The sequence below is a fragment of the Streptomyces sp. NPDC001902 genome (genome assembly GCF_042891295.1).
Classification (GTDB): domain Bacteria; phylum Actinomycetota; class Actinomycetes; order Streptomycetales; family Streptomycetaceae; genus Actinacidiphila.
Map to the genome: position 1 here is coordinate 624419 of NZ_JBIATA010000002.1, position 24844 is coordinate 649262.

At 73.4% G+C, this 24844-nt stretch carries 19 protein-coding genes and 1 riboswitch; of the genes, 5 read left to right on the top strand and 14 right to left on the bottom strand.

The window, feature by feature from the left end; translation table 11 throughout:
* Positions 1 to 9: 9 nt before the first annotated feature.
* Positions 10 to 2445: a DNA helicase PcrA gene (gene pcrA, locus ACFYYN_RS06215; RefSeq protein ID WP_500544831.1), complete on the bottom strand. Its 2436-nt coding sequence runs from the start codon at positions 2443 to 2445 to the stop codon at positions 10 to 12.
* A gap of 253 nt (positions 2446 to 2698) precedes the next feature.
* A riboswitch (cyclic di-AMP (ydaO/yuaA leader) is annotated at positions 2699 to 2856 on the top strand.
* A gap of 8 nt (positions 2857 to 2864) precedes the next feature.
* Here pcrA and ACFYYN_RS06220 point away from each other — a divergent pair.
* Entirely contained in the window at positions 2865 to 3977 is a 1113-nt protein-coding gene (locus tag ACFYYN_RS06220; RefSeq protein ID WP_500544832.1) for a C40 family peptidase, read from the top strand.
* 31 nt (positions 3978 to 4008) lie between these two features.
* Here ACFYYN_RS06220 and ACFYYN_RS06225 read toward each other — a convergent pair whose 3' ends face one another.
* Positions 4009 to 4362 (bottom strand): hypothetical protein, encoded by a 354-nt coding sequence (locus ACFYYN_RS06225; protein WP_500328059.1) that lies wholly within the window; start codon positions 4360 to 4362, stop codon positions 4009 to 4011.
* A gap of 339 nt (positions 4363 to 4701) precedes the next feature.
* On the opposite strand from ACFYYN_RS06225, the gene ACFYYN_RS06230 reads away from it, so the two are divergent.
* The gene (locus ACFYYN_RS06230; RefSeq protein ID WP_500544833.1) at positions 4702 to 5769 is read left to right on the top strand and encodes a C40 family peptidase; all 1068 of its coding nucleotides are present in this window, start codon (positions 4702 to 4704) and stop codon (positions 5767 to 5769) included.
* 18 nt (positions 5770 to 5787) lie between these two features.
* Here the strand turns inward: ACFYYN_RS06230 and ACFYYN_RS06235 are convergent, their stop codons facing one another.
* Positions 5788 to 6459 carry a LuxR C-terminal-related transcriptional regulator gene (locus ACFYYN_RS06235; protein ID WP_499513502.1) on the bottom strand — a complete coding sequence of 224 codons (672 nt, stop codon included), beginning with the start codon at positions 6457 to 6459 and terminating at the stop codon, positions 5788 to 5790.
* On the bottom strand, positions 6456 to 7757 hold the full coding sequence (locus ACFYYN_RS06240; protein ID WP_499513501.1) for a PspC domain-containing protein: 1302 nt from the start codon (positions 7755 to 7757) through the stop codon (positions 6456 to 6458). Before ACFYYN_RS06240 ends, ACFYYN_RS06235 begins: the two co-directional genes overlap by 4 nt.
* A 109-nt stretch (positions 7758 to 7866) precedes the next feature.
* Between ACFYYN_RS06240 and ACFYYN_RS06245 the strand changes: the two genes are divergently transcribed.
* Positions 7867 to 9120 carry a PspC domain-containing protein gene (locus ACFYYN_RS06245; RefSeq protein ID WP_500544834.1) on the top strand — a complete coding sequence of 418 codons (1254 nt, stop codon included), beginning with the start codon at positions 7867 to 7869 and terminating at the stop codon, positions 9118 to 9120.
* A complete protein-coding gene (locus tag ACFYYN_RS06250) occupies positions 9117 to 9380 on the top strand; it encodes a hypothetical protein (RefSeq protein WP_499513499.1) in 264 nt (87 codons plus the stop codon). The genes ACFYYN_RS06245 and ACFYYN_RS06250 overlap by 4 nt, the downstream gene beginning before the upstream one ends.
* On the opposite strand, the gene ACFYYN_RS06255 is transcribed toward ACFYYN_RS06250, so the two are convergent.
* The 3 genes from ACFYYN_RS06255 to guaA form a co-directional block, all read right to left on the bottom strand.
* On the bottom strand, positions 9318 to 9836 hold the full coding sequence (locus tag ACFYYN_RS06255) for a DoxX family protein (protein WP_500328064.1): 519 nt from the start codon (positions 9834 to 9836) through the stop codon (positions 9318 to 9320). The genes ACFYYN_RS06250 and ACFYYN_RS06255 overlap by 63 nt on opposite strands.
* A 119-nt stretch (positions 9837 to 9955) precedes the next feature.
* Positions 9956 to 10747, bottom strand: a complete 792-nt coding sequence (locus ACFYYN_RS06260) for a class II aldolase/adducin family protein (RefSeq protein ID WP_500544835.1) — start codon at positions 10745 to 10747, stop codon at positions 9956 to 9958.
* 90 nt (positions 10748 to 10837) lie between these two features.
* Complete coding sequence (guaA, locus tag ACFYYN_RS06265; protein WP_499513496.1) at positions 10838 to 12421, bottom strand: glutamine-hydrolyzing GMP synthase; 1584 nt, start codon at positions 12419 to 12421, stop codon at positions 10838 to 10840.
* A 279-nt stretch (positions 12422 to 12700) separates the two neighbouring features.
* On the opposite strand from guaA, the gene ACFYYN_RS06270 reads away from it, so the two are divergent.
* Positions 12701 to 13003: a chorismate mutase gene (locus ACFYYN_RS06270; protein ID WP_500328066.1), complete on the top strand. Its 303-nt coding sequence runs from the start codon at positions 12701 to 12703 to the stop codon at positions 13001 to 13003.
* Between the two features lie 507 nt (positions 13004 to 13510).
* On the opposite strand, the gene ACFYYN_RS06275 is transcribed toward ACFYYN_RS06270, so the two are convergent.
* From ACFYYN_RS06275 to ACFYYN_RS06305, 7 genes are all read right to left on the bottom strand, one after another.
* A complete protein-coding gene (locus ACFYYN_RS06275) occupies positions 13511 to 15295 on the bottom strand; it encodes a GMC oxidoreductase (RefSeq protein ID WP_500544836.1) in 1785 nt (594 codons plus the stop codon).
* Positions 15295 to 16896 (bottom strand): succinic semialdehyde dehydrogenase, encoded by a 1602-nt coding sequence (locus tag ACFYYN_RS06280; protein ID WP_500544837.1) that lies wholly within the window; start codon positions 16894 to 16896, stop codon positions 15295 to 15297. The genes ACFYYN_RS06275 and ACFYYN_RS06280 overlap by 1 nt, the downstream gene beginning before the upstream one ends.
* A 122-nt stretch (positions 16897 to 17018) precedes the next feature.
* Positions 17019 to 18521 carry a serine/threonine-protein kinase gene (locus tag ACFYYN_RS06285; protein ID WP_500544838.1) on the bottom strand — a complete coding sequence of 501 codons (1503 nt, stop codon included), beginning with the start codon at positions 18519 to 18521 and terminating at the stop codon, positions 17019 to 17021.
* A gap of 20 nt (positions 18522 to 18541) precedes the next feature.
* On the bottom strand, positions 18542 to 19918 hold the full coding sequence (locus tag ACFYYN_RS06290) for a serine/threonine-protein kinase (protein WP_500544839.1): 1377 nt from the start codon (positions 19916 to 19918) through the stop codon (positions 18542 to 18544).
* A gap of 85 nt (positions 19919 to 20003) precedes the next feature.
* Positions 20004 to 21881 carry a serine/threonine protein kinase gene (locus ACFYYN_RS06295; RefSeq protein ID WP_500544840.1) on the bottom strand — a complete coding sequence of 626 codons (1878 nt, stop codon included), beginning with the start codon at positions 21879 to 21881 and terminating at the stop codon, positions 20004 to 20006.
* 81 nt (positions 21882 to 21962) lie between these two features.
* A complete protein-coding gene (locus ACFYYN_RS06300; RefSeq protein WP_500544841.1) occupies positions 21963 to 23828 on the bottom strand; it encodes a serine/threonine-protein kinase in 1866 nt (621 codons plus the stop codon).
* Between the two features lie 121 nt (positions 23829 to 23949).
* On the bottom strand, positions 23950 to 24844 hold an 895-nt coding region (locus tag ACFYYN_RS06305; protein WP_500544842.1), incomplete at its 5' end, for a serine/threonine kinase C-terminal domain-containing protein.

Here is a 24844-nt window from a genome sequence, read left to right on the forward strand (position 1 = left end):
TGAAGCCCGCTAGAGCTTCTCCACCGGCGCGTACCGCAGCAGCAGCACCTTCGGCCGCTCGTCGCCGAAGTCGATGGTGGCCTTGGCTTTCTCCCCGCTGCCGTCGACCGCGACGACCGTGCCCAGCCCGAACGTGTCGTGCGTGACCCGGTCACCGACCGCCAGCGAGATGACCGGGCGGTCCTGGGTGCGCCGCGTCGCGAATCCGGAGGGCCCGCTTTTCGACGGGGAACGCGACAGCATCGAGGCCGCCGCCGACACCGAGGCGGAGGGTGCCGCGGAGGCGCCCGTGCGCTTCCACTCGATGAGCGGCTCCGGGATCTCCTCCAGGAAGCGCGAGGGCGGGTTGTACGAGGGCTGGCCCCAGGCGCTGCGCATGGTCGACCGCGTCACGTACAGACGCTGCCGCGCCCGCGTGATGCCGACGTAGGCGAGCCGCCGCTCCTCCTCCAGCTCCTTGGTCTGGCCGAGCGCGCGCATGTGCGGGAAGACCCCGTCCTCCATGCCGGTCAGGAAGACCACCGGGAACTCCAGGCCCTTGGCGGTGTGCAGGGTCATCAGCGTTATGACGCCGCCGCCCTCGTCGTCGTCCGGGATCTGGTCGGAGTCGGCGACCAGCGCGACCCGCTCCAGGAACTCCGCGAGCGTGCCGGGCTCCTCCTCGGTGCGCTCCTGCTCGAACTCCAGTGCCACCGCCGCGAGTTCCTGGAGGTTCTCGATGCGGGTCTCGTCCTGCGGGTCGGTGGAGGCCTGCAGCTCGGCCAGGTAGCCCGTGCGCTCCAGCACGGCCTCCAGGACGGTGGCGGGGCCGGCGCCGGAGTCGACGACCGTGCGCAGCTCCTCCAGGAGCTCGTTGAAGCGCTTGACGGCGTTGACCGAGCGCGACGCCATGCCGAAGGCCTCGTCGACCCGGCGCAGCGCGGCGGCGAAGGAGATCCGCTCGCGCGAGGCCAGGGCGTCGACCATGGCCTCGGCGCGCTCCCCGATGCCGCGCTTGGGCACGTTGAGGATGCGGCGCAGCGGGACGGTGTCCTCGGGGTTGGCGAGCACGCGCAGGTAGGCCAGGACGTCCCGGACCTCCTTGCGCTCGTAGAAGCGGACACCGCCGACGACCTTGTAGGGCAGGCCGACGCGGATGAAGACCTCTTCGAAGACACGGGACTGCGCGTTGGTCCGGTAGAAGACCGCGACCTCGCCGGGGCGGGCGTCGCCGGAGTCGGTGAGCCGGTCGATCTCGTCGGCGATGAACTGCGCCTCGTCGTGCTCCTGGTCGGCGACGTAGCCGGTGATGACCGGGCCCTGGCCGGCCTCCGTCCACAGGTTCTTGGGGCGGCGGGAGGCGTTGCGCTCGATGACGGCGTTGGCGGCGGTCAGGATGTTCTGGGTGGAGCGGTAGTTCTGCTCCAGCAGGATCGTGCGGGCCTGCGGGTAGTCCTCCTCGAACTGGAGGATGTTGCGGATCGTGGCGCCGCGGAAGGCGTAGATGCTCTGGTCGGCGTCACCGACCACGCACAGCTCGGCGGGCCCCTCTCCGCCCTCCTCCGCGTCACCGGTCCCGACCAGCTCGCGCACCAGGGTGTACTGGGCGTGGTTGGTGTCCTGGTACTCGTCGACCAGGACGTGCCGGAACCGGCGCCGGTAGTGCTCGGCGACGTCCGGGAAGGCCTGGAGCAGGTTGACCGTGGTCATGATGATGTCGTCGAAGTCGAGCGCGTTGGCCTCGCGCAGCCGCGACTGGTACATCGCGTAGGCCTCGGCGAGCTTCTTCTCGAAGGGGTTCTCGGCCTGGTCGGCGAAGGTCTCCTCGTCGATGAGCTCGTTCTTGAGGTTGGAGACCTTGGCGCTGAAGGACTTCGGCGGGAACTGCTTGGGGTCCAGGTCCAGGTCGCGGCAGACCAGGGCCATCAGCCGCTTGGAGTCGGCCGCGTCGTAGATCGAGAAGCTGGAGGTGAAGCCGAGCCTCTTGGACTCCCGGCGCAGGATGCGGACGCACGCGCTGTGGAAGGTGGAGACCCACATCACGTTGGCGCGCGGGCCGACCAGCTGCTCGACCCGCTCCTTCATCTCCCCGGCGGCCTTGTTGGTGAAGGTGATCGCCAGGATCTGGCCGGGGTGCACCTTGCGGGCGCCCAGCAGGTACGCGATGCGGTGGGTGAGCACCCGGGTCTTGCCCGAGCCGGCGCCGGCGACGATGAGCAGCGGGGAGCCGGTGTGCTCGACGGCGGCACGCTGCTGCTCGTTGAGCCCCTCCAGCAGCGCGGACGGGTCGACGACCGGGCGGGGGGCGCCGTCCCGGTAGTACGCGTCCCGGTCGACGGGCGCGTCGAAGCGCCCCTCGAAGAGGTCGTCGGGAGCCGTGTCGGGCTCGTCCTCGGGAGGCGGCGGGGGCTCCTCCTCCCTCGGTTCGAGGCCGGCCAGGAAGCTGTCGTCAAAGAGGCTGCTCATCGCCTCCCGAGTCTAGGCCGTGGGACGGACAGCGGTGCGCCGCTTGCCCCAGCCCGAGCCCCAGCCGAGCCCGAGCCCGCACCCTCCGCGGCACGGCCCGTCGCCGTCCGTGGCGGCCCGTGGCGACCCCGCATGGTGAAGGTCACGAAATGATTGCGGACAATTCGAACACCAGGGTTCCCACGGACCCCCGCAGTTGACTACCGTGCCGCATCAGGCGGTCCGCTCCATGCGGCGGCGACCGTGCCGTCACGGGCCGCCTCCGCTGAGTCCGGCGACCGCCGGAGCCGGGGACCCACGACCTTGGGGTGAATCGGTCCGCACGAGCGCAGCGCGCCCGCACGGCCCGTAGGGCGGCCTTCCGAAGCCCGAACCCGACAGCTAACCCGGTAGGCGGTCCACGGAAGGAGCCGCCTGACTTGGCGACGCACCGCAAGCCGCGCCCGCGCGCGCTGACCGTCCCCGGCCCCCGGGCCGCGGTGGGGCTCACGACCGCCGCGCTGGCGACCGTCACCCTCTTCGGCGAGAGCGCGAGCGCGGCGCCCGCCTCACCCGACAAGCCCTCCATCACCGAGGTCAAGGCCCAGGTCGACAAGCTCCACCACCAGGCCGAGGCCGCCACCGAGCGCTACAACGGCGCCAAGGAGCAGACCGAGCAGCAGCGGGCGCGCGCCGACGCGCTGCTGGACCAGGTGGCCCGCAGGACCGAGACGCTCAACTCCGCCCGCCGCACCATCGGCGAGTACGCCGCGGCGCAGTACCGGGGCGGCGGCCTGGACGGGACGACGAGCTTCCTGCTCACCTCCGACCCGCAGCAGTTCCTGGACCAGGCGCACCTGATGGACCGCCTGTCCGACCGCCAGGAGCACGCGCTGGAGACCTTCCGCTCCGAACAGGCGGAGACGACGGCCAAGCGCGCCGAGGCGGTCGAGAGCCTGCAGAAGCTGACGGACGCGCAGCGGCGGCTGAACGCGGAGAAGACCACGGTCAAGCAGAAGCTCGCCGCGGCGCAGAAGCTGCTGAACAGCCTCACCGCCCAGGAGAAGGCACGGCTGGCGGCGCTGGAGAAGAAGCGGCAGGAGGAGGCCGCCGCGAAGGCCGCGGAGATCGCCGCCAAGGAGAAGGCCGCGCAGGAGGCGGCCGGGGGGTCGGGCTCGACGGCCCCGGTGTCCGGCACCTACGCCGCCAAGGCGGCCAAGGCGATCGAGTTCGCGCGCGCCCAGCTGGGCAAGCCGTACGTGTACGGCGCCACCGGCCCCAACTCCTACGACTGCTCGGGCCTGACCCAGGCCGCCTGGGGCGCCGCGGGCGTCTCGATCCCCCGCGTCACCTACGACCAGGTCGACTTCGGCAGCCGCGTCACCGCCGACCAGCTGCAACCCGGCGACCTGGTCTTCTTCTACTCGGACGTCACCCACGTCGGCCTCTACATCGGCGGCGGCCAGATGATCCACGCCCCCCACACCGGGACCGTGGTGAAGATCGCCCCGATCACGGAGATGCCGATCTACGGCTACGCCCGGATGGCCTGAGCCCCCGCCCGGCCCGTCGCCTCGGCCGGGCTCAGGTCCACAGCACCGCGATGAAGATGTTGGCGGTGGTCAGCGCACCCACGGTGCCGAAGGCCGCCGCCGGCACCTTCTCCTCGTCCCGCTTGACGTAGACCAGGCCGAGGATCACCACCAGGATCGCGAGCTTCACGCCGATCTTGACGTTGTTGACCGGCTGGTCGTCGGCCTGGTTGAGGCCGACCAGCAGCGCGCCCGTGACCAGCATGGTCAGCGCGCCGTGCAGCATGCCCGGCACGAACCGGGCCTCGCCGCGGCCCATGGCCTTCATCTGGGTGAGGAAGCCGCCCAGCAGCGCGGCGATGCCGATGATGTGCAGGCCGACGATCAGGTTGATGAGTACGTCCATGGCTCAGGACCCTAGCCAGGCTCGTACCAGCACTCGGCACCGAGGTCGCCCTCTTCCGTCATATCGGTCACGGCCGGACCGCAAGTGACCAGGTCACCCGTCGAACAGCGGTCATCCGCGGGCAGTCCGCGGCCGAATCGGACCAGTCCCGCACAGTCCGGAGCCCGCTCACGGCGTCCAGGTTTAGCGTCCTGCCCCAGGTGGCCGATCCCCACTGCCGCGAGGACCCCGTCCCCGGCACGGCCGCCCCCGCCGAAGGTCCGGCGGTGGACGGCTCCCCGTCCGCCCGCCGCCGGACCGCAGGGGGGCGTACGGACAGCCCGGAAGGAGTGACGGCGCGTGGCGTCGCACAGAAGGCCCAAGGAACGCGGCCTGGCAGGCACGACCGCGCGCACCGCAGCCGGTCTCGCCCTGGCGGGCGCGGCCTCCGTGACGGTGTTCGGGGAGGCCGGGCACGCCGAACCCCGGCTGACCACGGACGAGGCCAGGGCCCGGGTGGACCGCCTGTACGAGGAGGCCGAGCAGGCCACCGAACGGTACAACGGAGCGAAGGAGAAGGCGGACACGGCCACCGGGCGGATCGAGCGCCTCCAGGACGAACTCGCCCGCAGGACCGAGCGGCTCAACGTCACCCGCGACGACCTCGGCTCCCTCGCCACCGCCCAGTACCGCAGCGGCGGCATCGACCCCGCCGTCCAGCTGGCCCTCGCCTCCTCCCCCGGCGACTACCTGGAGCGCGCCGGGATGCTGGACCGGATGAGCAGCCGCCAGAACGCCGCGCTGCGCGCCCTGTCGGCCCAGCGGCGGGGCATCGAGCAGCTGCGCACCGAGACCGAGGGCGAGCTGGCGGAGCTGCGCGGCACCCGCGCCGAACTCGCCCGCCACAAGCACACCGTGGAGCAGCGCCTGGCCTCCGCGCGGCAGCTGCTCGGCCGTCTCACCGCCGCCGAGCGCGCCGAGGTGCTGTCCTCCGGGGGCCACGGTTCCGCCGACCCGGCCCGCGCCGGCCGCGGCGCCACCGGCTCCCGCGCCGGGCTGGCGCCCGCGGCCGCCCCCAACGCACGCGCCGCCCGTGCCGTCTCCTTCGCCTACGGCTCCCTCGGCCTGCCCTACGTCTGGGGCGCCACCGGGCCCTCGGCGTACGACTGCTCGGGCTTCACGCAGGCCGCCTGGCGGTCGGCCGGGGTCTCCCTGCCGCGCACGACGTACACCCAGATCAACGCGGGCACCCGGATCTCCCGTTCCCAACTGGAGCCCGGCGACCTGGTGTTCTTCTACTCGGGGATCAGCCACGTCGGCCTCTACGTGGGCAACGGCATGATGATCCACGCCCCCCGCACCGGTGACGTCGTCAAACTCGCCCCGGTCGACCAGATGCCCTTCGCGGGCGCCACGCGTCCGGCGTGACGCCCGCGCCGCGGGACCTCAGACCAGCCGGCGCGCGGTCGCCCAGCGGGTGAGTTCGTGCCGGTTGCTGAGCTGCAGCTTGCGCAGCACCGCCGAGACGTGCGACTCGACCGTCTTCACCGAGATGTAGAGCTGCTTGGCGACTTCCTTGTACGCGTAGCCGCGCGCGATCAGCCGCAGCACCTCGCGCTCACGCTGGGTCAGCCGGTCCAGGTCCTCGTCGACCGGCGGGGCGTCGGTGGAGGCGAAGGCGTCCAGGACGAAGCCGGCCAGCCGGGGTGAGAAGACGGCGTCGCCGTCGGCGACCCGGAAGACCGAACTGACCAGGTCGGGGCCGGTGATGGTCTTGGTGACGTAGCCGCGGGCGCCGCCGCGGATCACCCCGATGACGTCCTCGGCAGCGTCGGAGACCGACAACGCCAGGAAGCGCACGGGGTGTTCGGCGCCGACCATGAGGCCCGCGCAGCGCTTGAGGACCTCGACCCCGCCGCCGCCGGGCAGGTGGACGTCGAGCAGGACGACGTCGGGCCGCGTCGCGGTGATGACGGACACCGCCTGGTCCACGTCGGCGGCCTCGCCGACCACGTCGACCCCGGTCCGCTCGGTCTCGCCGATCTCGGCCTGCACCCCGGTGCGGAACATCCGGTGGTCGTCGACGAGGACGACCCTCACGCGTCGTTCCGTGCTCATGACGATCTCCCTGGTCCCTGGGCCCTGTCCATCTCCAGCTCCACTTCCGTCCCCCCGCCCGGCGCCGAGCGCAGCCGCGCCTCGCCGCCGTTGCGCCGCATCCGGCCGATGATGGACTCCCGGACGCCCATCCTGTCCGACGGTACGTCGTCGAGGTCGAAGCCGGGTCCGCGGTCGCGGACCGACACGAAGACCCTGCTCTCCTCGACCTCCGCGTACACCTGCACGGGCTCGTCCCCACCGTACTTGGCGGCGTTGACCATGGCCTCGCGGGCCGCCTGCATCTGCGCCACCAGGCGTTCGTCGAGCGGGCAGTCGCCCACGCACACCACTTCGACGGGGACGCCGTGCGCGTCCTCCACCTCGGCCGCGGCACGGCGCACCGCCTCGGCGAGGGTGGCCGGCTCGTCCTCCTTGCCGTTGCCCTCGGGCCGGTAGAGCCAGGCCCGCAGCTCCCGTTCCTGCGCGCGGGCCAGCCGGGCGACCTCGCGCGGGTCCTCGGCGTGCCGCTGGATGAGGGTCAGCGTGTGCAGCACGGAGTCGTGGACGTGTGCGGCGACCTCGGCCCGCTCCTGCGCGCGGATGCGGGCCAGACGCTCGGCCGACAGGTCCTGGGTCATGCGCACGAGGTACGGTCCGGCGATCAGCGCCACGCCCACCAGGACGGCGAGCGCGGCCTGGAGGATGGTGCCCAGGTGGCTGACCGAGCCCTGCACGACGAGGAAGCCGGTCACCCCCACGCCGACGAGGATCACCCCGGCGGCGCCGCGCGCGAACGGCAGCAGCCTCCTGCGGCGGCTCAGCTCGGCCCAGCGGGCCCGGCGGGCGTTGTCGGCCTGCCGCCACACCAGGGCGACGCCGAGCCCGATCAGCAGCAGCGGCCAGACGTAGGCGTTGGCCCTGCCGAGGTTGAGGTTGTCCAGCAGGATGCCGAGGCCGATGGCGAGCGCGATGAGCGCGACGATCTGGCCCCGGTCGGGCCTGCGTCCGGCGAGCCAGGAGCGGGCGTCGCGCGGTTCCTTGGCCTCGACCACCCCGCCGACGCCCAGCGGCACCACGAACCAGAAGACCGCGTACAGCAGGATCCCCAGGCCCTGGATGGTGGCCAGGACGACGAAGACGACGCGTACCCAGGCCACGGGCAGTCCGAGGTGCCCGGCCAGCCCCCGGGCGACGCCGCCGATCATCCGGCCCTCGGAGCTGCGGTAGAGCTTGCGGACCGGGGATCCGGCCGGGTCCGGCGGCGCGAAGTACGACGCCCCGTTGGGTGGGCTGGTCGGTGGTCCGGCGGCTGGCATGTCCCGATCGTCACACGTTTCGCGCACGGTGGGTATCAGGGTTGGCCCCCATGCGGCGTCAGGGTCGTTCCGGATACCGGCACACGTCCCGGACCGCCACCATGGAGCCATGACGGAGCAGCACACGGAGACGGAGGCGGCCGGGGCACCGCCGGGCCGGCGGCTGGCGCGGTGCCGCGAACGGAAGGTGGTCGCCGGCGTCTGCGAGGGCGCGGGACGGTACTTCGACATCGACCCGGTGGTCTTCCGGATCGTGCTCGGCGTGCTGGCGCTCACCGGCGGCCTCGGGCTGGTGGCCTACGGCCTGGCGTGGCTGCTCGTCCCGCTGGAGGGGGAGACCGAGAGCGAGGCGCACCGGCTGCTGTCCGGCCGGGTGGAGGGGACCGCGCTGACGGCGGTGCTGGTCGCGCTGGTCGGCTGCGGGCTGTTCCTGTCGATGCTGGGCAGCGGCGGGAACCTGGCCTTCTCCCTGGGACTGCTGGCGGCCTTCGCCGGTGCCGTGTACTGGTCGGTGCACCGGCGCCAGGCGACCGAGGCGCCCGCCCAGCCGGTCGCGCCACCACCGACCCAGCCGCCGCCGCAGCCCGCCACGGCGGCGTGGTGGAAGGAGACCTCGGTCGAGGACGCGCCGGCCGTGCCGGGGCCGGGCGGCTACCTGTGGGGGCCGGACGACGGTCCCGCGGACGTGGAGCGCGACCGCCGCGAGTGGCGGGACCGGCGCCGGGCGGTGCGGCGCGAGGGCGCCTGGCTGGGCGTGGTCGTGTTCTTCGCGGCGACGGCGGCGGCCGCGGCCGGCCTGGCCGCATCCTGGTCGTCCCAGCCGCTGGCCACCGGCGTGCAGATCGGTCTCGGTTCGGCGCTGGCCGTCTTCGGCCTGGGCTTCGTGATCAGCACCTGGTGGGGGCGGCTCGGCGGCGGCACCGTCTTCACGGTGCTGCTGACCGCCGCGCTGCTGGTGGGCTCCACGACGCTGCCGCGGTCGGTCGGCACCGACTGGAAGCAGCGCACCTGGACGCCCACCACGCTCTCGGCGGTGCAGGACTCGTACGAGCTGGGCACGGGCCGGGCGACGCTGGACCTGTCCGGGCTCCAGCCGGGCGGCCGCACCGTCACGACGCGGGCCGAGGTCGGGGCGGGACAGCTGGTGGTCAGGATCCCGGAGGACGTCACGCTGCGGATGCACGTCCAGGTGGGCGTGGGCGACGTGCAGTTGCCCGGCGAGAAGGAGAAGGACATCGACGTCCAGCCCGGGCTGGACCGGAAGGTGACCCTGGACCCGGTGGACGGCCGGAAGTCCGCGGGCACGGTGGAACTCGACGTGGAAGTGGGCGTCGGACAGGTGAAGGTGGTGCAGTTCCCGTGAGACGGCATCGGTTCGCGCCCTCGGCGCTCCTGACCGGCCTGGTCCTGCTGGGACTGGCCGCGGTGTTCCTGCTCGACGCCGCCGGCGAGGTGTCGCTGTCCCCGCACGCCGCGGTGCCCCTGACCTGTGCGGGTCTGGGGCTCGCGGCGCTCGGCGCGGTCACCTCCCGGATGCTCCGAGGGCGGAGCGCCCGGCGCTCAGGCCAGGCCGCGCCGTCCCCGGCCGCGGCGTCCGGCGATCATCGCGTCGACGGACAGTAGCGGGGCGCCGGCGAGGACCAGCGGCAGCCAGGCCATCAGGTAGGCCAGGTCGTTGCCGTAGTAGTACGGCTGCGTGGCCCAGCTGACGGTGAGCCACAGGCTCAGCGAGATGAGCGCCCCTCCGAGGGCGGCGATCCTGCTGAGCAGGCCGACCAGCGTGCCGACGCCGACGGCGATCTCGCCGAAGGCGATCGCGTAGCCGAAGCCGTGCGGGTTCTTCAGGGCCAGGTCGACCATGGCCGGGATCGCGGCGCTGTCGCGCACCGCGTTCAGGGTGCCGACGAGCGAGCCCGGGGCGCCGTCGGTGAAGAAGCTGTCGGACATCAGTTTGTCGAAGCCGGCGTAGACGAAGGTCACGCCGAGGAAGATGCGCAGCGGCAGCAGGGCGTAACGCCGTGCCGTGTCCCGCCACGGTCCCTGACTGGGGTACCGCTCCGTGTCTCTCGTTCCGCTCATGCCCGTTGTGCCCGTCACGCTCATGACGTCCGCCCTCTCGCACACACCCGCCGTGGATCCCCTCCCGGACCGATTCTCCAGGAGCGCCCTAGGAGATACGTAGGCGAAGCGGCCGTCGTTCAATCAAAAAGCTCTGGATTATCGCGGGCCATCCGCTCATAGGTGGGCTGGTAGTTGATCCAGGCGACCAGATCGTGTCCCAATTGCTCACGCGTGGCGATCGCGTCCTCGTGCGCGATCCACACCGGCTTGCCCGCCGCCTTCGCGCTCAGCTGCACCTGGCAGGACTTCTCCATCGTCATGAACCACCACGCCGCCGCGTCCACGGTCTCGCCGACCGTCAGGAGCCCGTGGTTGCGCAGCACGACCGCCTTGTGCGCCCCCAGGACCACCGCGATGCGCCGCGCCTGCGCCTCGTCCACGACGACCCCGGTGTAGGCGTCGAACAGGGCGTGGTCCTCGTAGAAGGCGCAGGCGTCCTGGGTGATCGGCTCCAGCCGCTCCCCCAGCGCGGCCAGCGCCCGGCCGTAGGTGGAATGGCTGTGGACGACGGCCGTCGCGTCGGGCCGTGCGGTGTGCACGTGGGCGTGGATGGTGAAGGCCGCCTGGTTGACGTGGTGCCGGCCCTCGACGACGGCGCCGTACTGGTTGACCAGGATCACCTCGCCCACGGTGAGGTGCCGGAACGGCACCCCGAAGGGGTTCACCCAGTAGTGGTCCGGCAGCTCCGGATCGCGCACGGTGATGTGCCCCGACACCCCGTCCTCGAACCCCAGCTCCGCGAACGCCCGCAGCGCCACCACCAGCCGCTCCTTGCGGTGGCGGCGTTCCTCCACCGGGTCCTCGAAGGTCGGCGGGAGGGCGAAATGGAGCCGATCGGGCGGTACGGGCTGCGGCACGGTGTCGGTCATGGCGCGGAAGTTACCCCGAGGTACCGCAGATGAACAGGGGCGATACCAGGTTTCCCCGGTATCGCCCCAAGCCTGCCCCACGCCGGGGGGCTACTCCCACTCGATGGTGCCCGGGGGCTTGCTGGTGACGTCCAGCACGACGCGGTTGACGTCGGCCACCTCGTTGGTGATCCGGGTGGAGATCCGGGCCAGCACCTCGTACGGCAGCCGCGACCAGTCCGCGGTCATGGCGTCCTCGCTGGAGACCGGGCGCAGCACGATGGGGTGGCCGTAGGTGCGGCCGTCGCCCTGCACCCCCACCGAGCGGACGTCGGCGAGGAGGACCACCGGGCACTGCCAGATGTCGCGGTCGAGACCGGCGGCGGTCAGCTCCTCGCGGGCGATCGCGTCGGCGTCGCGCAGCAGGTCCAGGCGCTCCTTGGTGACCTCGCCGACGATGCGGATGCCCAGGCCCGGCCCCGGGAAGGGCTGGCGCTGGACGATCTCCTCGGGCAGGCCGAGCTCCTGGCCGACCATGCGGACCTCGTCCTTGAACAGCTTGCGCAGCGGCTCGACGAGCTGGAACTGCAGGTCCTCGGGGAGGCCGCCCACGTTGTGGTGGGACTTGATGTTGGCGGTGCCGGTGCCGCCGCCGGACTCCACGACGTCCGGGTAGAGGGTGCCCTGCACCAGGAACTCCACCGACTCGCCGTGGGCGCCTGCCTCGGCGACGATCTCGCTCGCGGCCTGCTCGAAGACCCGGATGAACTCCCGGCCGATGATCTTGCGCTTCTCCTCGGGGTCGGAGACCCCGGCGAGCGCGGTGAGGAAGCGCTCCTGCGCGTCGACGACCTTCAGCTGGACGCCGGTGGCGGCCACGAAGTCCTTCTCGACCTGCTCGGACTCGCCCTTGCGCATCAGGCCGTGGTCCACGTAGACGCAGGTCAGCTTCTCCCCGATGGCCTTGTTGACCAGGGCCGCGGCGACCGCGGAGTCCACGCCGCCGGAGAGGCCGCAGATGGCGCGCTTGTCGCCGACCTGGGCGCGGATCGCGGCGACCTGCTCCTCGACCACGTTGTGCGTGGTCCAGTCGGGGGCGATGCCCGCGCCTCGGTAGAGGAAGTGCTCGAGCACCTGCTGGCCGTGGTCGGAGTGCAGGACCTCGGGGTGGTACTGGACGCCGTAGAGCTTCTTCTCGTCGTTCTCGAACGCGGCCACCGGCACCAGGTCGGTGGAGGCGGAGACGGTGAAGCCCTCCGGGGCGGCGGAGCAGGTGTCGCCGTGCGACATCCACACCGACTGCTCGGCCGGGGTGCCCTCGAAGAGCGTGGAGCCGGTCTTGCCCACGTGCAGCGGGGTACGGCCGTACTCGCGCGACCCGGTGTTGTCGACGGTGCCGCCGAGAGTGATCGCCATCAGCTGGAAGCCGTAGCACATGCCGAAGACGGGGACGCCCGCCTCGAACAGGGCGCGGTCCAGCCGCGGGGCGTGCTCGGCGTACACGGACGAGGGGCCGCCCGACAGGATGATCGCCGCGGGCCGCTTGGCCAGCATCTCCTCGACCGGCATCGTGCTCGGCACGATCTCGCTGTAGACCCGGGCCTCGCGGACGCGGCGGGCGATGAGCTGGGCGTACTGCGCCCCGAAGTCAACGACGAGGACGGTGTCGGGGGCGGCTGGGGTCGCTGATGCCACGGTGGGCCTTCCGGCGGTGTCGAACGTGGGGTCCCTGCCGATTCTACCGGGGCCCACGGCTTTACTTCCCCGGCCCGGGGGCGCAGACTGTGCCGCATGCTCCACGGCACGCGCTTCGCGTTTACCTATGGCACCGGCTGGTCCGGCTGCCATGGTCGTGCTGTCTGAGCGAGGAAACGCAACCAGACGTCACCAGGCGCCCCGGGCCACACGGCCCGGGGCGCCTGGCGTTTCCCGTCCCGTGCGGCCCCGGGGGCCCGGCCCCCGAGGAGGAACCCCATGAGCGGCACCCCGGCAGCACCGCGGACGACCGGCCCTGCAAACGCCCCCGCCACCGACCCCGCCGCCGTCATCGCGGACGCCCGCGAGCGCATCGACGACCTCGACGCGAGGATCATCGCGCTGGTGGGGGAACGCATGACCGTCTCGGCCGGCATCCAGCGCGCCCGCATAGAGTCCGGCGGCCGCCGGGTGCACCTCTCCCGCGAGATGGACATCCTGCGCCGCTACAGCGACCGGCTCGGCAAGCCCGGCACGACCCTCGCCATGACCCTGCTGGAACTGTGCCGCGGACGGGTCTGAAACCCCCGTGGCACCGGCCCCGTGACCCGTTCGGGGGGCATCACCCGTACGGCACGTGACCGCCTACGGGCGCCTTCGTTGAATCCGGTGTCCGTGCCAGCCAGGCGCGGTCACCCCGGGCCAGGGAAGCAAGGACGTCGAACACCACGCGTGGACACCGCTCAGACGCAGCTGGGCGGGGTGCCACCGGAGCGATGAGGCGCGCCCGCGCGAGTGGAAGCAATGCGGCCGCGCCGTGGGACCTCGCTCCGGTGATCCGGTGACCGGACAGCAGGGGACAGCAGCCCGGTCACGACTCAAAGTGGCGGTCGGTTCCGGGGACGCCCGGGACCGGCCGCTCTGCGAGGAACACACTACTCATTTCGCGGCACTTGGGCAGGTACCCGACCCTCGATCGAGTGAGTCGGACCCCGCATCGCGCCCCGCGCGCGGTCCGGGACGCGTACGGAGCACGGCCGAGGGGGCCGCGACCCGGGCGGGTGCGGGCCCCCTCGGCGTCCGGCGGGATCAGGCCTTGGGCGGGACCGGCGGGACGGGCAGCACCGGCAGCCGCAGGGCACCGAACGCGTCCGCCGGGACGACCGGGTGCTTGGGCTCGACCGCGGCGACGCGCCGGTAGGCCTCGCCCTGGGCCGGACGCGGGTCGGCGTCGCCCTTGTTGGGCCACAGGGACATGGCGCGTTCGGCCTGCGCGGTGATCGTGAGCGAGGGGTTGACCCCCAGGTTGGCGGAGACCGCGGCGCCGTCCACCACATGGATGCCCGGATGCCCGAACAGCCGGTGGTACGGGTCGATCACACCGTGCCCGGCGTCCTCGCCGATCACGCAGCCGCCCAGGAAGTGGGCGGTGAGCGGGGTGCCCATCAACTCGCCGACGTTGCTGCCCGCGAAGCCGTTGATCTCCTCGGCCAGCAGGCGCGCGGCCTCGGCGCCCTCGGGGATGAAGGAGGGGTTGGGCGCGCCATGCCCCTGCCGGGCGGTGAGCAGTCCCTTCCCCAGGCCCTTGGGCTTGCGGTAGGTGGTCAGCGAGTTGTCCAGGGACTGCATGACCAGGCCGATGATGGTGCGCTCGGACCAGCGGCGGTTGGACAGCGACCGCATCAGCAGGACCGGGTGACGGGCGCAGTGCGCCAGGTAGGCCAGCCCGCGCGGCAGCCGCGTGCCGTGCGGGACCTGCAGGATGGACAGGCCGCCCATCGAGTTGGAGCCCTTGCCGTAGCGGACCGGCTCGATGTGGGTGTTCCCGTCGGGGTGGATCGAGGACGTGATGGCCACGCCCCGCGTGAAGTCCACCCGCTGCTCGCCGGTGCGCCGGCGGTAGCGGCGGCTGTCGGTCTGGGCACCCACCAGCGCCTCGGAGTTGGTGCGGGTCAGCTCGCCGAGCCGCGCGGACAGGCCGGGCAGCCGGCCCGCGTCGCGCATGCGGTGCAGCAGCGTCTGGGTGCCGTAGGTGCCGGCGGCGACGACCACGTGCCCGGCACGCAGCACGCGCGGCTTCGCCTTGCGCCGGCGGTCGGTGGGGACGACGGTGACGTCGTAGCCGCCCTCGGCGTTCTCCGACAGCCCGGTGACGGTGGTCATCGCGTGGATCTCGGCGCCCGCCTTCTCGGCGAGGTGGAGGTAGTTCTCGTTGAGGGTGTTCTTGGCGCCGTGGCGGCAGCCGGTCATGCACTCCCCGCACTCCGTGCAGGCCCGCCGGGAGGGGCCGGCGCCGCCGAAGTACGGGTCGGGCACCTCGCCGCCGGGCGTAGCCCTGGCGTCGCCCGAGGCGTCCTGGCCGTCGCCGAAGAAGACGCCGACCGGGGCCATGTGGAAGGAGTCGCCGACGCCCATCCGCTCGGCGGTCGCCTTCAGGTGGACGTCCGAGGGGGTCATGGTCGGGTTGAGCCGCACCCCGAGCATGCGCTTGGCCTGGTCGTAGTGGGGGGCCAGTTCCTCCTGCCAGTCGGTGATGTGGCCCCACTGGCGGTCCTCGAAGAAGGCCTTCGGCGGGACGTAGAGGGTGTTGGCGTAGTTGAGCGAACCGCCGCCGACCCCCGCACCGGCCAGGATCATGACGTTGTCGAGCAGGTGGATGCGCTGGATCCCGTACAGGCCGAGTGCCGGGGCCCACAGGTAGTCCTTGATGTGCCAGGAGTTCTTCGGCAGCGACTCCCGCGTCCAGCGGCGGCCCGCCTCCAGGACGCCGACCGTGTAGCCCTTCTCGGTCAGGCGCAGCGCCGACACGGATCCGCCGAAGCCGGACCCGATCACGATCACGTCGTAGTCGTAGGACATCCGCTCCCCCTCCATCAGCGGAGCCTCAGCGCCTTCATCAGCCGGAGGCTGCGGCTCATGAAGGCCGCGTACGCCGCGTCGTCCATGCCCAATGACGGTGCCATCGGCAGCAGGCGCTGCGTCGCCACCGTCTGCGCCTCGGTGTACTTGAGGATGCCCTCGGAGCCGTGCCTGCGGCCGAGCCCGGAGTCCTTCATGCCGCCCATCGGGGACTGCACGCTGCCGTACGCCGGCGCGTAGCCCTCGTTGACGTTGACGGTGCCGCTGCGCAGACGCGCGGCGATGCGGGCGCCGCGGCGCGTGTCCTTGGTCCAGACGCTGGAATTGAGGCCGTACGGCGTCGCGTTGGCGCGCTCGACCGCCTCGTCCTCGTCGGTGAAGCGGTACACGGACACCACCGGGCCGAAGGTCTCCTCCGCGCACACGGCCATCGGCGGCTCGACGCCGTCCAGGACGGTCGGCTCGAAGAAGTACGGGCCGACGTCGGGCCGGGCCCTGCCGCCGGTGAGGACGGTGGCGCCCTTGGCGACGGCCTCCTCCACGTGCCGGGTGACGGTCTCCAGCTGGCGCTCGCCGGCCAGCGACCCCATCCCGGCGCCGTAGGCGAGGGCGGTGCCGAGCTTGAGGGCCGCGGCGCGCGCGGTGAAGCGCTCCAGGAAGGCGTCGGCGACGGACGCGTGGACGAAGAGCCGCTCGATGGAGATGCACAGCTGGCCCGCCGAGGAGAAGCAGGCGCGGACCGCGCCCTCGGCCGCCTTGTCGAGGTCGGCGTCCTCCAGCACCAGCAGGGCGTTCTTGCCGCCGAGTTCGAGGGAGGCGCCGATCAGGCGGGCCGCGGCCCGCGCGGCCACGTCCCGGCCGGTACGGGTGGAGCCGGTGAAGGACACGTAGTCGGCGTGCTCCACGACCGCCGGGCCGACGACCGGGCCCTCCCCGATGACGACCTGCCAGACGTCGGCGGGCAGTCCGGCCTCGATCAGCTGCTCGCGCGCCCACAGGGCGGTCAGCGCGGTCTCGGTGTCGGGCTTCATCACCACGGCGTTGCCGGCCGCGAAGGCGGGCAGCGCGTCGCCGATGGAGAGTTCCAGGGGGTAGTTCCACGGCGCGATCTGGCCGACGACACCGCGCGGGTGCCGCAGCTCCCGCACCTTGGTGAGGGCCGGGACGGCGCCGGTGTGCCGCTTGGGCCTCAGGTACGACGGGGCCTTGACGCCGTAGTGCCGCGCGGCGACGGCGACCGCGAGCACCTCCTCGTGCGCGTGCAGCCGCGTCTTGCCGGTCTCCAGCTGGATCAGGTCCAGCACCTCGGACTGGCGGGCCAGCACGAGGTCGTGGAAGCGCAGCAGCACCGCGGCGCGGCGGCGCACCGGCGTCGCCGCCCACGCCTTCTGCGCCTCCCTCGCCCGGTCGTAGGCCGCCGCCACGTCCTCCGGCGTCGACTCGGGGAGCTCCGCCAGCTTCTCGCCGGTCAGCGGCGTGTGGTTCACGGTGCGGCCGCTGCCGGCGACGCCCCGCGTCAGCCGCGCCACGAGGTCCGGTGTCACCACGTCCGCGGCGGTCCTGCTGCCGGAGGGGGCGACCGGATTGCCGTTACCGGCAGTAGGAGAGTCCGTCATGGCGGGAGCGTACGACGCGGTGACACCGCGTGCATACCCGTCAGTAGCCAGTTTTCACAATTACGCCAGCAAAAGCTGGCAGGAACGCCGCGACCCGTCCCCGGCCCGCCCGCGCCGGGACCTCATCCGGTGCGGAAGGTGACGCGGGCGGTGTCGAAGTAGTCCCGTCCCCGCTCGGCCAGCTGGAGGGGCGAGGAGACCCACAGGTCGTACTGGCGACCGCCCTCCTCCCAGCACAGGTCGAAGGTGCGGCGCGGTTCGCCGGGTGTGAAGCCGTCCCAGGTGAACTGCCACAGCGCGGCCGGGTGCCCGTTCTGCGTGGTGGGGGTGACGAAACCGTCCCGGTAGCCCCGGTACGCCGCAGGGCCCGAGGCGTCCTGGGCCCGCATGACCGCCTCGGGGCCGCGGGCGTCCGGCGGCTGGCTGCGGATGCCGACGCGGAACTCCTCGCCGGCGGAGTAGTAGAAGATCCGCGGCGGTTCCAGGGAGCGCCGGAAGCCCTCCGGCAGGGCGAGCGAGAAACCGGCGGGGTCGTCGACCGTGCGGAAGCCCGCGGGGAGCGCCGGGGCGGACGGCGTGGACGCGGCGGACGGGGTGGCGTGCGTGGCCTTGCCGCTCGTGGCGACGGTGCGGACCGGGGAGGCGCCGTCTCCCGGCGATCCCCCGTCCGGCAGCAGGGACGCCGCCGCGGCACCGGCCCCCGCCAGCACCGCCACGCCCAGCGCGGCCGCGAGCGGGACCCGCCTGCGCCGGGCCCGGGGAAGCGGCGCGTCCTGCCGCTCCGCCTCCGGGAGGGGCGCCGGCGCGGGCACCGCGGTGGGCGGCACGCCGGTCTCCGCGTAGGCGGCGAGCAGGGTCTCGGTCTCCTCCGCGGTCGGGCGCCGCCCCGGCTCGCGGCGCAGCAGCGCCTCGACCACCGGCAGCAGGGGCCCGGTCCGCTCCGGCGGCCGGATCTCGTCGAAGACGACGGCGTGCAGCACCTCCCCCAGGGAGTCGCGGCGGAACGGCGACCGCCCGACGACGGCCGCGCACAGCAGGACGCCCACCGACCACAGGTCGGAGGCGGGCCCGGCGGCCTGCCCGGACATGCGCTCGGGGGCGGTGTACTCCGGAGAGCCCACGAAGTCCCCGGCCTTGGTCAGCGTGGTCGCGCCCGCCACCCGCGCGATGCCGAAGTCGGTCAGCACGACCCGCCCGGTGCCGTGCTCGACGAGGACGTTGCCGGGCTTGATGTCGCGGTGGAGGACCCCGCGCTCGTGCGCCGCCCGCAGCGCACCGGTGACGGCGGCGCCGACGCGGGCGGCCTCGCGCGGCGCCAACGGGCCGTCCTGGGCGAGGATCTCGGCCAGGGAGCGGCCGTCGACGAGTTCCATGACGATCCAGGGGCGGCCGTCCTCCTCGACCACGTCGAACAGGACGATCACATGGGGATGCCGTATCTGCGCGACCGTGCGGGCCTCCCGCAGGGCGCGGTCCTCCTCGCCCTCGGCGTGCAACTCCTTGACCGCCACCCGGCGGCCCAGCAGTTCGTCGTCGGCCCGCCACACCGTGCCCATGCCGCCGCGCCCGAGCCGCCCCGTGATCCGGTAGCGCCCGGCGACCAGCCGCCCCCCGTCGCCCGTCATGGGGCCATGATGCCGCACCGTCAGTTCCCCGGATCCGGTCGCCAGGTCTGCAACGCCACCTGGAAAACCGCGGAGGCGGCGGCCCAGTCGCCCGCCGGCGCCCCCAGGTAGAGGGCGTACTCGCTGCCGTCGGCCGCGACGTACGCCTGGTCGACGGCGCGGCGCGGGCCGGGGTGCTCCTTGGAGTCGGTCCAGCTGAACTCCCACAGGCAGCCGTCACCGCCCCGGAAGGTGTTCTGGTGCAGCCGCACCCGGGTGTAGCCGGGCAGCGCCCGGACGCTCTTCTCCAGTTCGAGCAGGTGCATGTACGGATTGACCCCCGGCGCCGCGCGGCCGACGCCGATGCGCAGCCGGTGGGCGCCGTCGTCGGGCGTGTAGTCGATCTGGTCGCCGTCCAGTTGCCGCTTCCAGCCGCGCGGCACGGCCAGGCTGAACCCCGCCGGGTCGTGGACCCGCACGTAGCCGGCCGGGACCCCGGGGCCGTCGCCGTGCCGCTTCACCACCGCCAGGACGGCTCCGGTGCCCGCGAGCAGCACCACCGCGACCGCGACCGCCACGAGGGCGGTGCGCCGCCCGCCGGGGCGGCGGCGCCGGGGACCACCGGCCGCGATGGCCGCAAGGGTGGTCGCCACGTGCCCGGCCTCCGGCCGCGCGGCCGGTTCCTTGGCGAGCAGCGCCGCGATCACCGGGCGCAGCGGCCCGGCCGCCCGGGGTTCGGGCAGGTCCTCGTACACCACGGCCTGCAGCGTGCCGATCGGCGAGGTGCGGCGGAACGGCGAGCGGCCCTCGACCGCCGCGTAGAGCGTGGCGCCCAGCGACCACAGGTCGGACTCCGGCCCGGGACGGCCGCCGCGGGCCCGTTCGGGCGCCAGGTAGTCGACGGAGCCGACGAGTTCGCCGGTCCGGGTGATCGCCGAGTCGCCCTCGACGACGGCGATGCCGAAGTCCGTCAGCAGGACCCGGCCGTCGCGGGCGAGCAGCACGTTGGCCGGCTTGACGTCCCGGTGGAGCACCCCCGCGGCGTGCGCCGCGCGCAGCGCCTCCAGCACGGCGGCGGCCACGGCGGCCGCCCGCCGCGGCGGCAGCGGGCCGTCCCGCCGCACCACCTCGTCCAGGGAACGGCCGTCGACCAGTTCCATGACGATCCAGGGCCGGCCGTCCTGTTCCACGACGTCGTGGACGGTCACCACGTTGGGGTGGTTGATCCGGGCGGCGGCGCGGGCCTCCTGCTTCATGCGCTCCTGGAGCACGGCGCGGTCGTCCTCGGCGAGGTGGGCGCCGGGCGTCAGCTCCTTGACGGCGACGGTGCGCCGCAGCACGACGTCCTGGGCCTCCCACACCCGGCCCATGCCGCCGCGGCCGATGACGTCGCCGAGCCGGTACCGTCCGGCCAGCACGCTTCCGCTCCCGCTCACTCCCCTGCCCCCACGGCTTCAGCGACGCGCGCCGCAGCGGCGCGGTTCCGGTCCGGACCGGCCGCACTCAGGTGGTGCGGTAGGTCTCCGCGGCCTTCTCGAAGTACCGCTTGACGTCGGCGCGCCGGCCGTCCGGCCCGATGACCAGGACCACGTGGTACCTGCCGTCGCGGATCATCACCAGGTTGCGCGCGAACAGCTGCCGCCCGGAGCCGTCGCTCCAGCTGAACTCCCCTTCGGCGGCGGCGATCCCGCCCATGTCGAGGCGGCGCAGGCCGGAGGCCGAGGACCAGCCGGAGGCGCGGAAGCCCGCCAGCTCCGGCTCGTCGTTCTGGTAGACGATCGGGTCGCCGCCCTTGTCTGCGACGGAGTCGCGGCCGGGTACGACGAGCAGCTGGTAGTCGCCGCCGGTGTAGCGGACCTGACCGTCGGCGTTCTTCCCCGTCCGCTGCCAGCCGTTGGGGACGGCGAGGCTGAAGCCGGCCGGGTCGGTGCGCAGCCGGAAGTCGCCGCCGAGGCCCGTGGTGGCGGCGTCGTCCGCGGGGGCGGACCGCGTGGGCGGCGGGGCGCTCGTGGCGGGGGCCGTGCTCCGCGGGGCCTTGGTGCCCGACGGCTTGGTCGTCTGCGGCCGCTCGTCGCCGCCGGGCACCTGCGCGGGCAGGGTCCGCGTGGCGCCGGACGCGCCCCGGTCGTCCGCCGCCCCGCCGCGCGGCATGAAGAGCACCGCGTACAGCACGGCGGCGACCATCAGGAGCAGCACCAGGGCGACCAGGGTGATCCCGAGGCTGCGCGGGCCGCGTGCCGTCCCCTGCCGCCGCTCCTTGGTGCGCTTGTGGCGCCCGTGGGCGGGATGGGCGGGTACGGGGTCGGCGGCGGCCTTGCGGCGGCGCACCAGTTCGCCGCGGCGCCGTACGACCGGCAGCTTGTGCGGATCGTCGGCGGGCACGGGCACCGTGCTCAGCCCCAGGTCCGGCTCGGGCGCGGACCGGACGAGCGAGCGCAGCCAGCCGCGCAGCTCCTCCGCGTCGGGCCGCTCCTCCGGGTCCTGGCGGAGCAGGGACTCCACGACGGGCCGCAGCGGGCCGCACTCCTCGGCGTACGCGGGCGGCTCAGCGATGACCAGCTGGACCAGTTCCGCCGTGCTCTCCTCCGGGAACGGCGGATGCCCCTGGACGCTGCGGAACAGCAGGGACCCCAGCGCCCACAAGTCGGCGGCCGGGCCGACCGGCGGGGCGAGCTGCCAGTTCTCGTGGACCTCGGTGGCCTGCTCCGGGGCCCACCGCTCGGTGACCGGGCCGACCACGGTGAGCCGGGCCTGCCGGGCGCGCTCCAGCTCCAGCGCGGAGTGCGGGCCGTCCCAGCTGCCGCCGGGCGCCTCACCGCCCCCGGCCATGGCGGGCACCGGCACCGGGTTGTAGCCGCACAGCGCCTCCTGGGCGGCGCCCACGGCCAGGCCCGAGAGCATCGCCCGGCCGTCGTCGCAGACCAGCACGGTCCGGCCGGTGACGTTGCGGTGGACCCAGCCCTGCGTGTGCAGCACGCGCAGCGCGGTCAGCACGTCGGAGGCCACCTCGGCGGCGCGGTACGGGCTGAGCCGCTTGTCGGCGAGGACCGCGGCGAGCGGGCGGGCGGCGACCAGCTCGCTCACTATCCACACGCTGCCGTCCTCGACGAAGATGTCGAAGACCTGCACCAGCCGGGGGTGATCGGGTATCGCGGCCGCGGCCCGCGCCGCCTCCAGGGCCCGGCGGGCGGTGTCCCCGCCGTCACCGTGCTGGGGCTCGGGCTCGGCGCTGACGACCTCGGGGAGCAGGACCTGGCGTATCAGCACCTCCTGGTTGCTGAAGGTGTCCCAGGCCCGGGTCTCCACCAGTTCGAACTCGTCGGCGGGCGGCCGCGGCAGGCGGTAGCGGTCGGCCAGTACGCGTCCCGCGTAGTCGTCCACGACGCCTCCCCAAAGCGTCAGATCCGATCCGTTCTGGATGCGGACAGTCCGCAATGACTCACGATACGTGCTTGAGCGGCGTCACTTGGCCGGTTTGAAGGTCTTGTAGAGCGCCTCACGCATCTCCGTGGTCTTCTTGCCGTTCCACCCGGCGTCCGGCGCGATGAAGAGGATGGCGTATCCGTGACCGTCGTCCACGACGAAGCCGCGATTGACGGCGCGCATCTTGGTGCCGCCGGAGGTGTAGGTGAACTCCCAGTCGGCGGCGGTGCGGTAGCCGCGGTAGTCCACGTCCTTTATGGACACCCGCTGGTAACCGGGGAACCTGGCCGCGGTGCCCGACTCGTTCTGGCGCCAGGCGTCCGCCGCGCTCTTGCCCGGGCTGTGGGTGTAGTCGACCTGGACCCGGGGGCTGTGGCGGGCGTTGAAGATCCAGCCGTTGCCGGCCCGCTCCTTGTTCGCGGCCCAGCCGGCCGGCAGCGCTATCGAGAAGCCCTCGGAGTCGGTGTAGGTCGTCCAGCCGGCCGGAACGGCGGCGGCGCCGTCCTTCCCGCTGCCGGAGCCGCCCGAGGACCCGGAGGAGGAACTGCCCGACCCCTTGCCGGAGTTGTCGTCGTTCCCCTTGTCGTCGCCGCCCTTGCCGGAGCCGTCCTCGCTCCCCTTGCCCTGGTCGTCGCCGCCCTTGCCGTCCTGGACGCCGTCGTCACCGGACTTGGGGCTCGCCGAGGCGGGCGGCTTGGCGGGCTGCCTGGCGCCCGGGTCGTCGTCGCCCTGGGCGGCCCAGAAACCGATCCCGGTCCCGAGCAGCGCGAGGGCCAGCACGACCGCCGCGAAGAGCAGTCCGCGGCGGCGGCGCTCGTCCAGCGAGGCCAGGAGCGGCACCCGGGGGGCGGCGGCCGGGGCGGGGACCGGTACCGGCGCGACCGGCGCGGACGCGGTCGCCGGGGTGACCGCGGTCGCCGGGGCGGTCTCGGGCTCCGGCTTGGCCTTGGCGGCCCGCAGCGCCGCCTGGTCGGCGGCGGCGGCCCGGGTGGCCGGCGGCGCGTCGGTGGGCGTCGGCTGCGGGTCGGAGGGCGGCAGCGGCATGGTGCGCGTGGCTTCCGCGACCGGGACGTCCGGCGCGTGGGCGACGCCGGTGAGCAGCGGGCGCACACCCGCGTCGTCCAGCCGCAGCTCGGGGTCCTTGTTGAGCAGCCCCTGGATCGCGTCGGCCAGCGGGCCCGCGTTGCGCGGGGTGCGCAGCGGCTCGGTCATGACCGCGGTGAGCGTGGCGATGGCGGAGCCCTTGTCGTACGGCGGCCGGCCCTCGATCGAGGCGTACAGCAGGGCGCCCAGCGACCACAGGTCGGCCGGCGGGCCCGGCTTCTGGCCGCGCGCCCGCTCCGGCGAGATGTACGAGGGAGCGCCGACGAGCATGCCGGTGGAGGTGACCGACGGGTCGCCGTCGATCTGGGCGATGCCGAAGTCACTGAGCACGACGCGGCCGTCGTCGGCGATCAGGACGTTGGACGGCTTCACATCGCGGTGGAGGATGCCCTCCTTGTGGGCGGCCCGCAGGACGTCCAGGACGGTCAGCCCGACCTCGGCGGCCCGCTTGGGCGTGAGCGGTCCGTCCTCGCGGATCGCGTCCGACAGCGAGCGGCCCTCGACCAGCTCCATGACGATCCAGGGCCGGCCGTCCTCCTCGACGACGTCGAAGACCGTCACGGCCCCGGTGTTGCGGATCCGGGCGGTCGCCTTGGCCTCGCGCAGGGTGCGGGTCACCAGGCGGCGCTTCTCGTCCTCGTCGATGTTGTGCGGGAAGCGCAGCTCCTTCACGGCGACCGTGCGACCGAGCGTCTCGTCGACGGCCCGCCAGACGGTACCCATGCCGCCCTTGCCGAGGACGGCGCCGAGACGGTAGCGGTCGGCGATGAGACGCTGGTCGGTGTCGTGCGCCTGGCCCATGAATTCCCTCTGCCGTCGCTGAAGATGAAGCTCCCTCATCGCCTGCTGTCGGCGACCGGGGGATGGAGACCTCCATCATCCCTGACTCGGGGCCGTGGTCCCACCCCGGCCCCGACGTGTGCTAGTCGTGGACGACGAGTCCGGCCACCGCGTTGTCGAAGACCGGCCGGAAATCACCCCATTGAGCCGTCGGCGCGGAGAGGTAGACGGCGAACTCGCGTTCACCGGGCTCCCCGAAGCCCAGGTCGATGGCGCGGAAGTCGCGGGCCTTGCCCTCGAAGCTGAACTCCCAGATGGCCGCCGGGCGCTCGCGCCAGCGGGTGCTCTGCATGCGCAGCCGCTCGTACCCGGGCAGCTTGGGGATGGTCTGCTGTTCCTCTTCCTCGAAGTGCTCCAGCGGGTCGTTGGCCGCGTAGTCCAGCGTGCCGATCCGCATACCGGCCAGACCGGTCGGGTCGACGTAGATGACCTGCTGGCCGTCGTCGCTGACCTTGCGGGTCCACCCGTCGGGCACCGGGACCGAGAACCCGCGGTCCGGTTCCTCCGCCAGGTGGTAGCCGGCCGGCACGGGCGACGGGCCCGGCACGGACGGTGCGGGCGAGGATGGCGAGGAGGGTGAGGAGGGCGACGACGACGTCGCGGAATGGCTCGGCCGCGCCCCGTCGCCCTGCGCGCCGCCGGCGCTGCCGAGGTGCTCGGCGGCGTAGAACCCGCCGCCCGCGAGGGCGGCGGCCAGCGCCACGGCCACCAGCACCCGCACGCCGGTGCGGCGACGCCGCTCCGGGGCGGGCGGCGGGACCGGGACCCCCGAGGGGACCGTGGGGGCGTGCGACGGCGCGGGCTGCGCGGCAGGTGCCGGGGGCCGGACGACGGCGGTCGGCGCGGTGTGCGACAGGGTGAGGCTCTCGCGGGGGACGCTGGCGGTCTCGGTCTCGGCGGCGCCCGCCCGCAGCATCCGCTCGGCCTCCGCCGCCGACAGACGCCGCTCCGGCTCCCGCACCAGCAACCCCGCGATG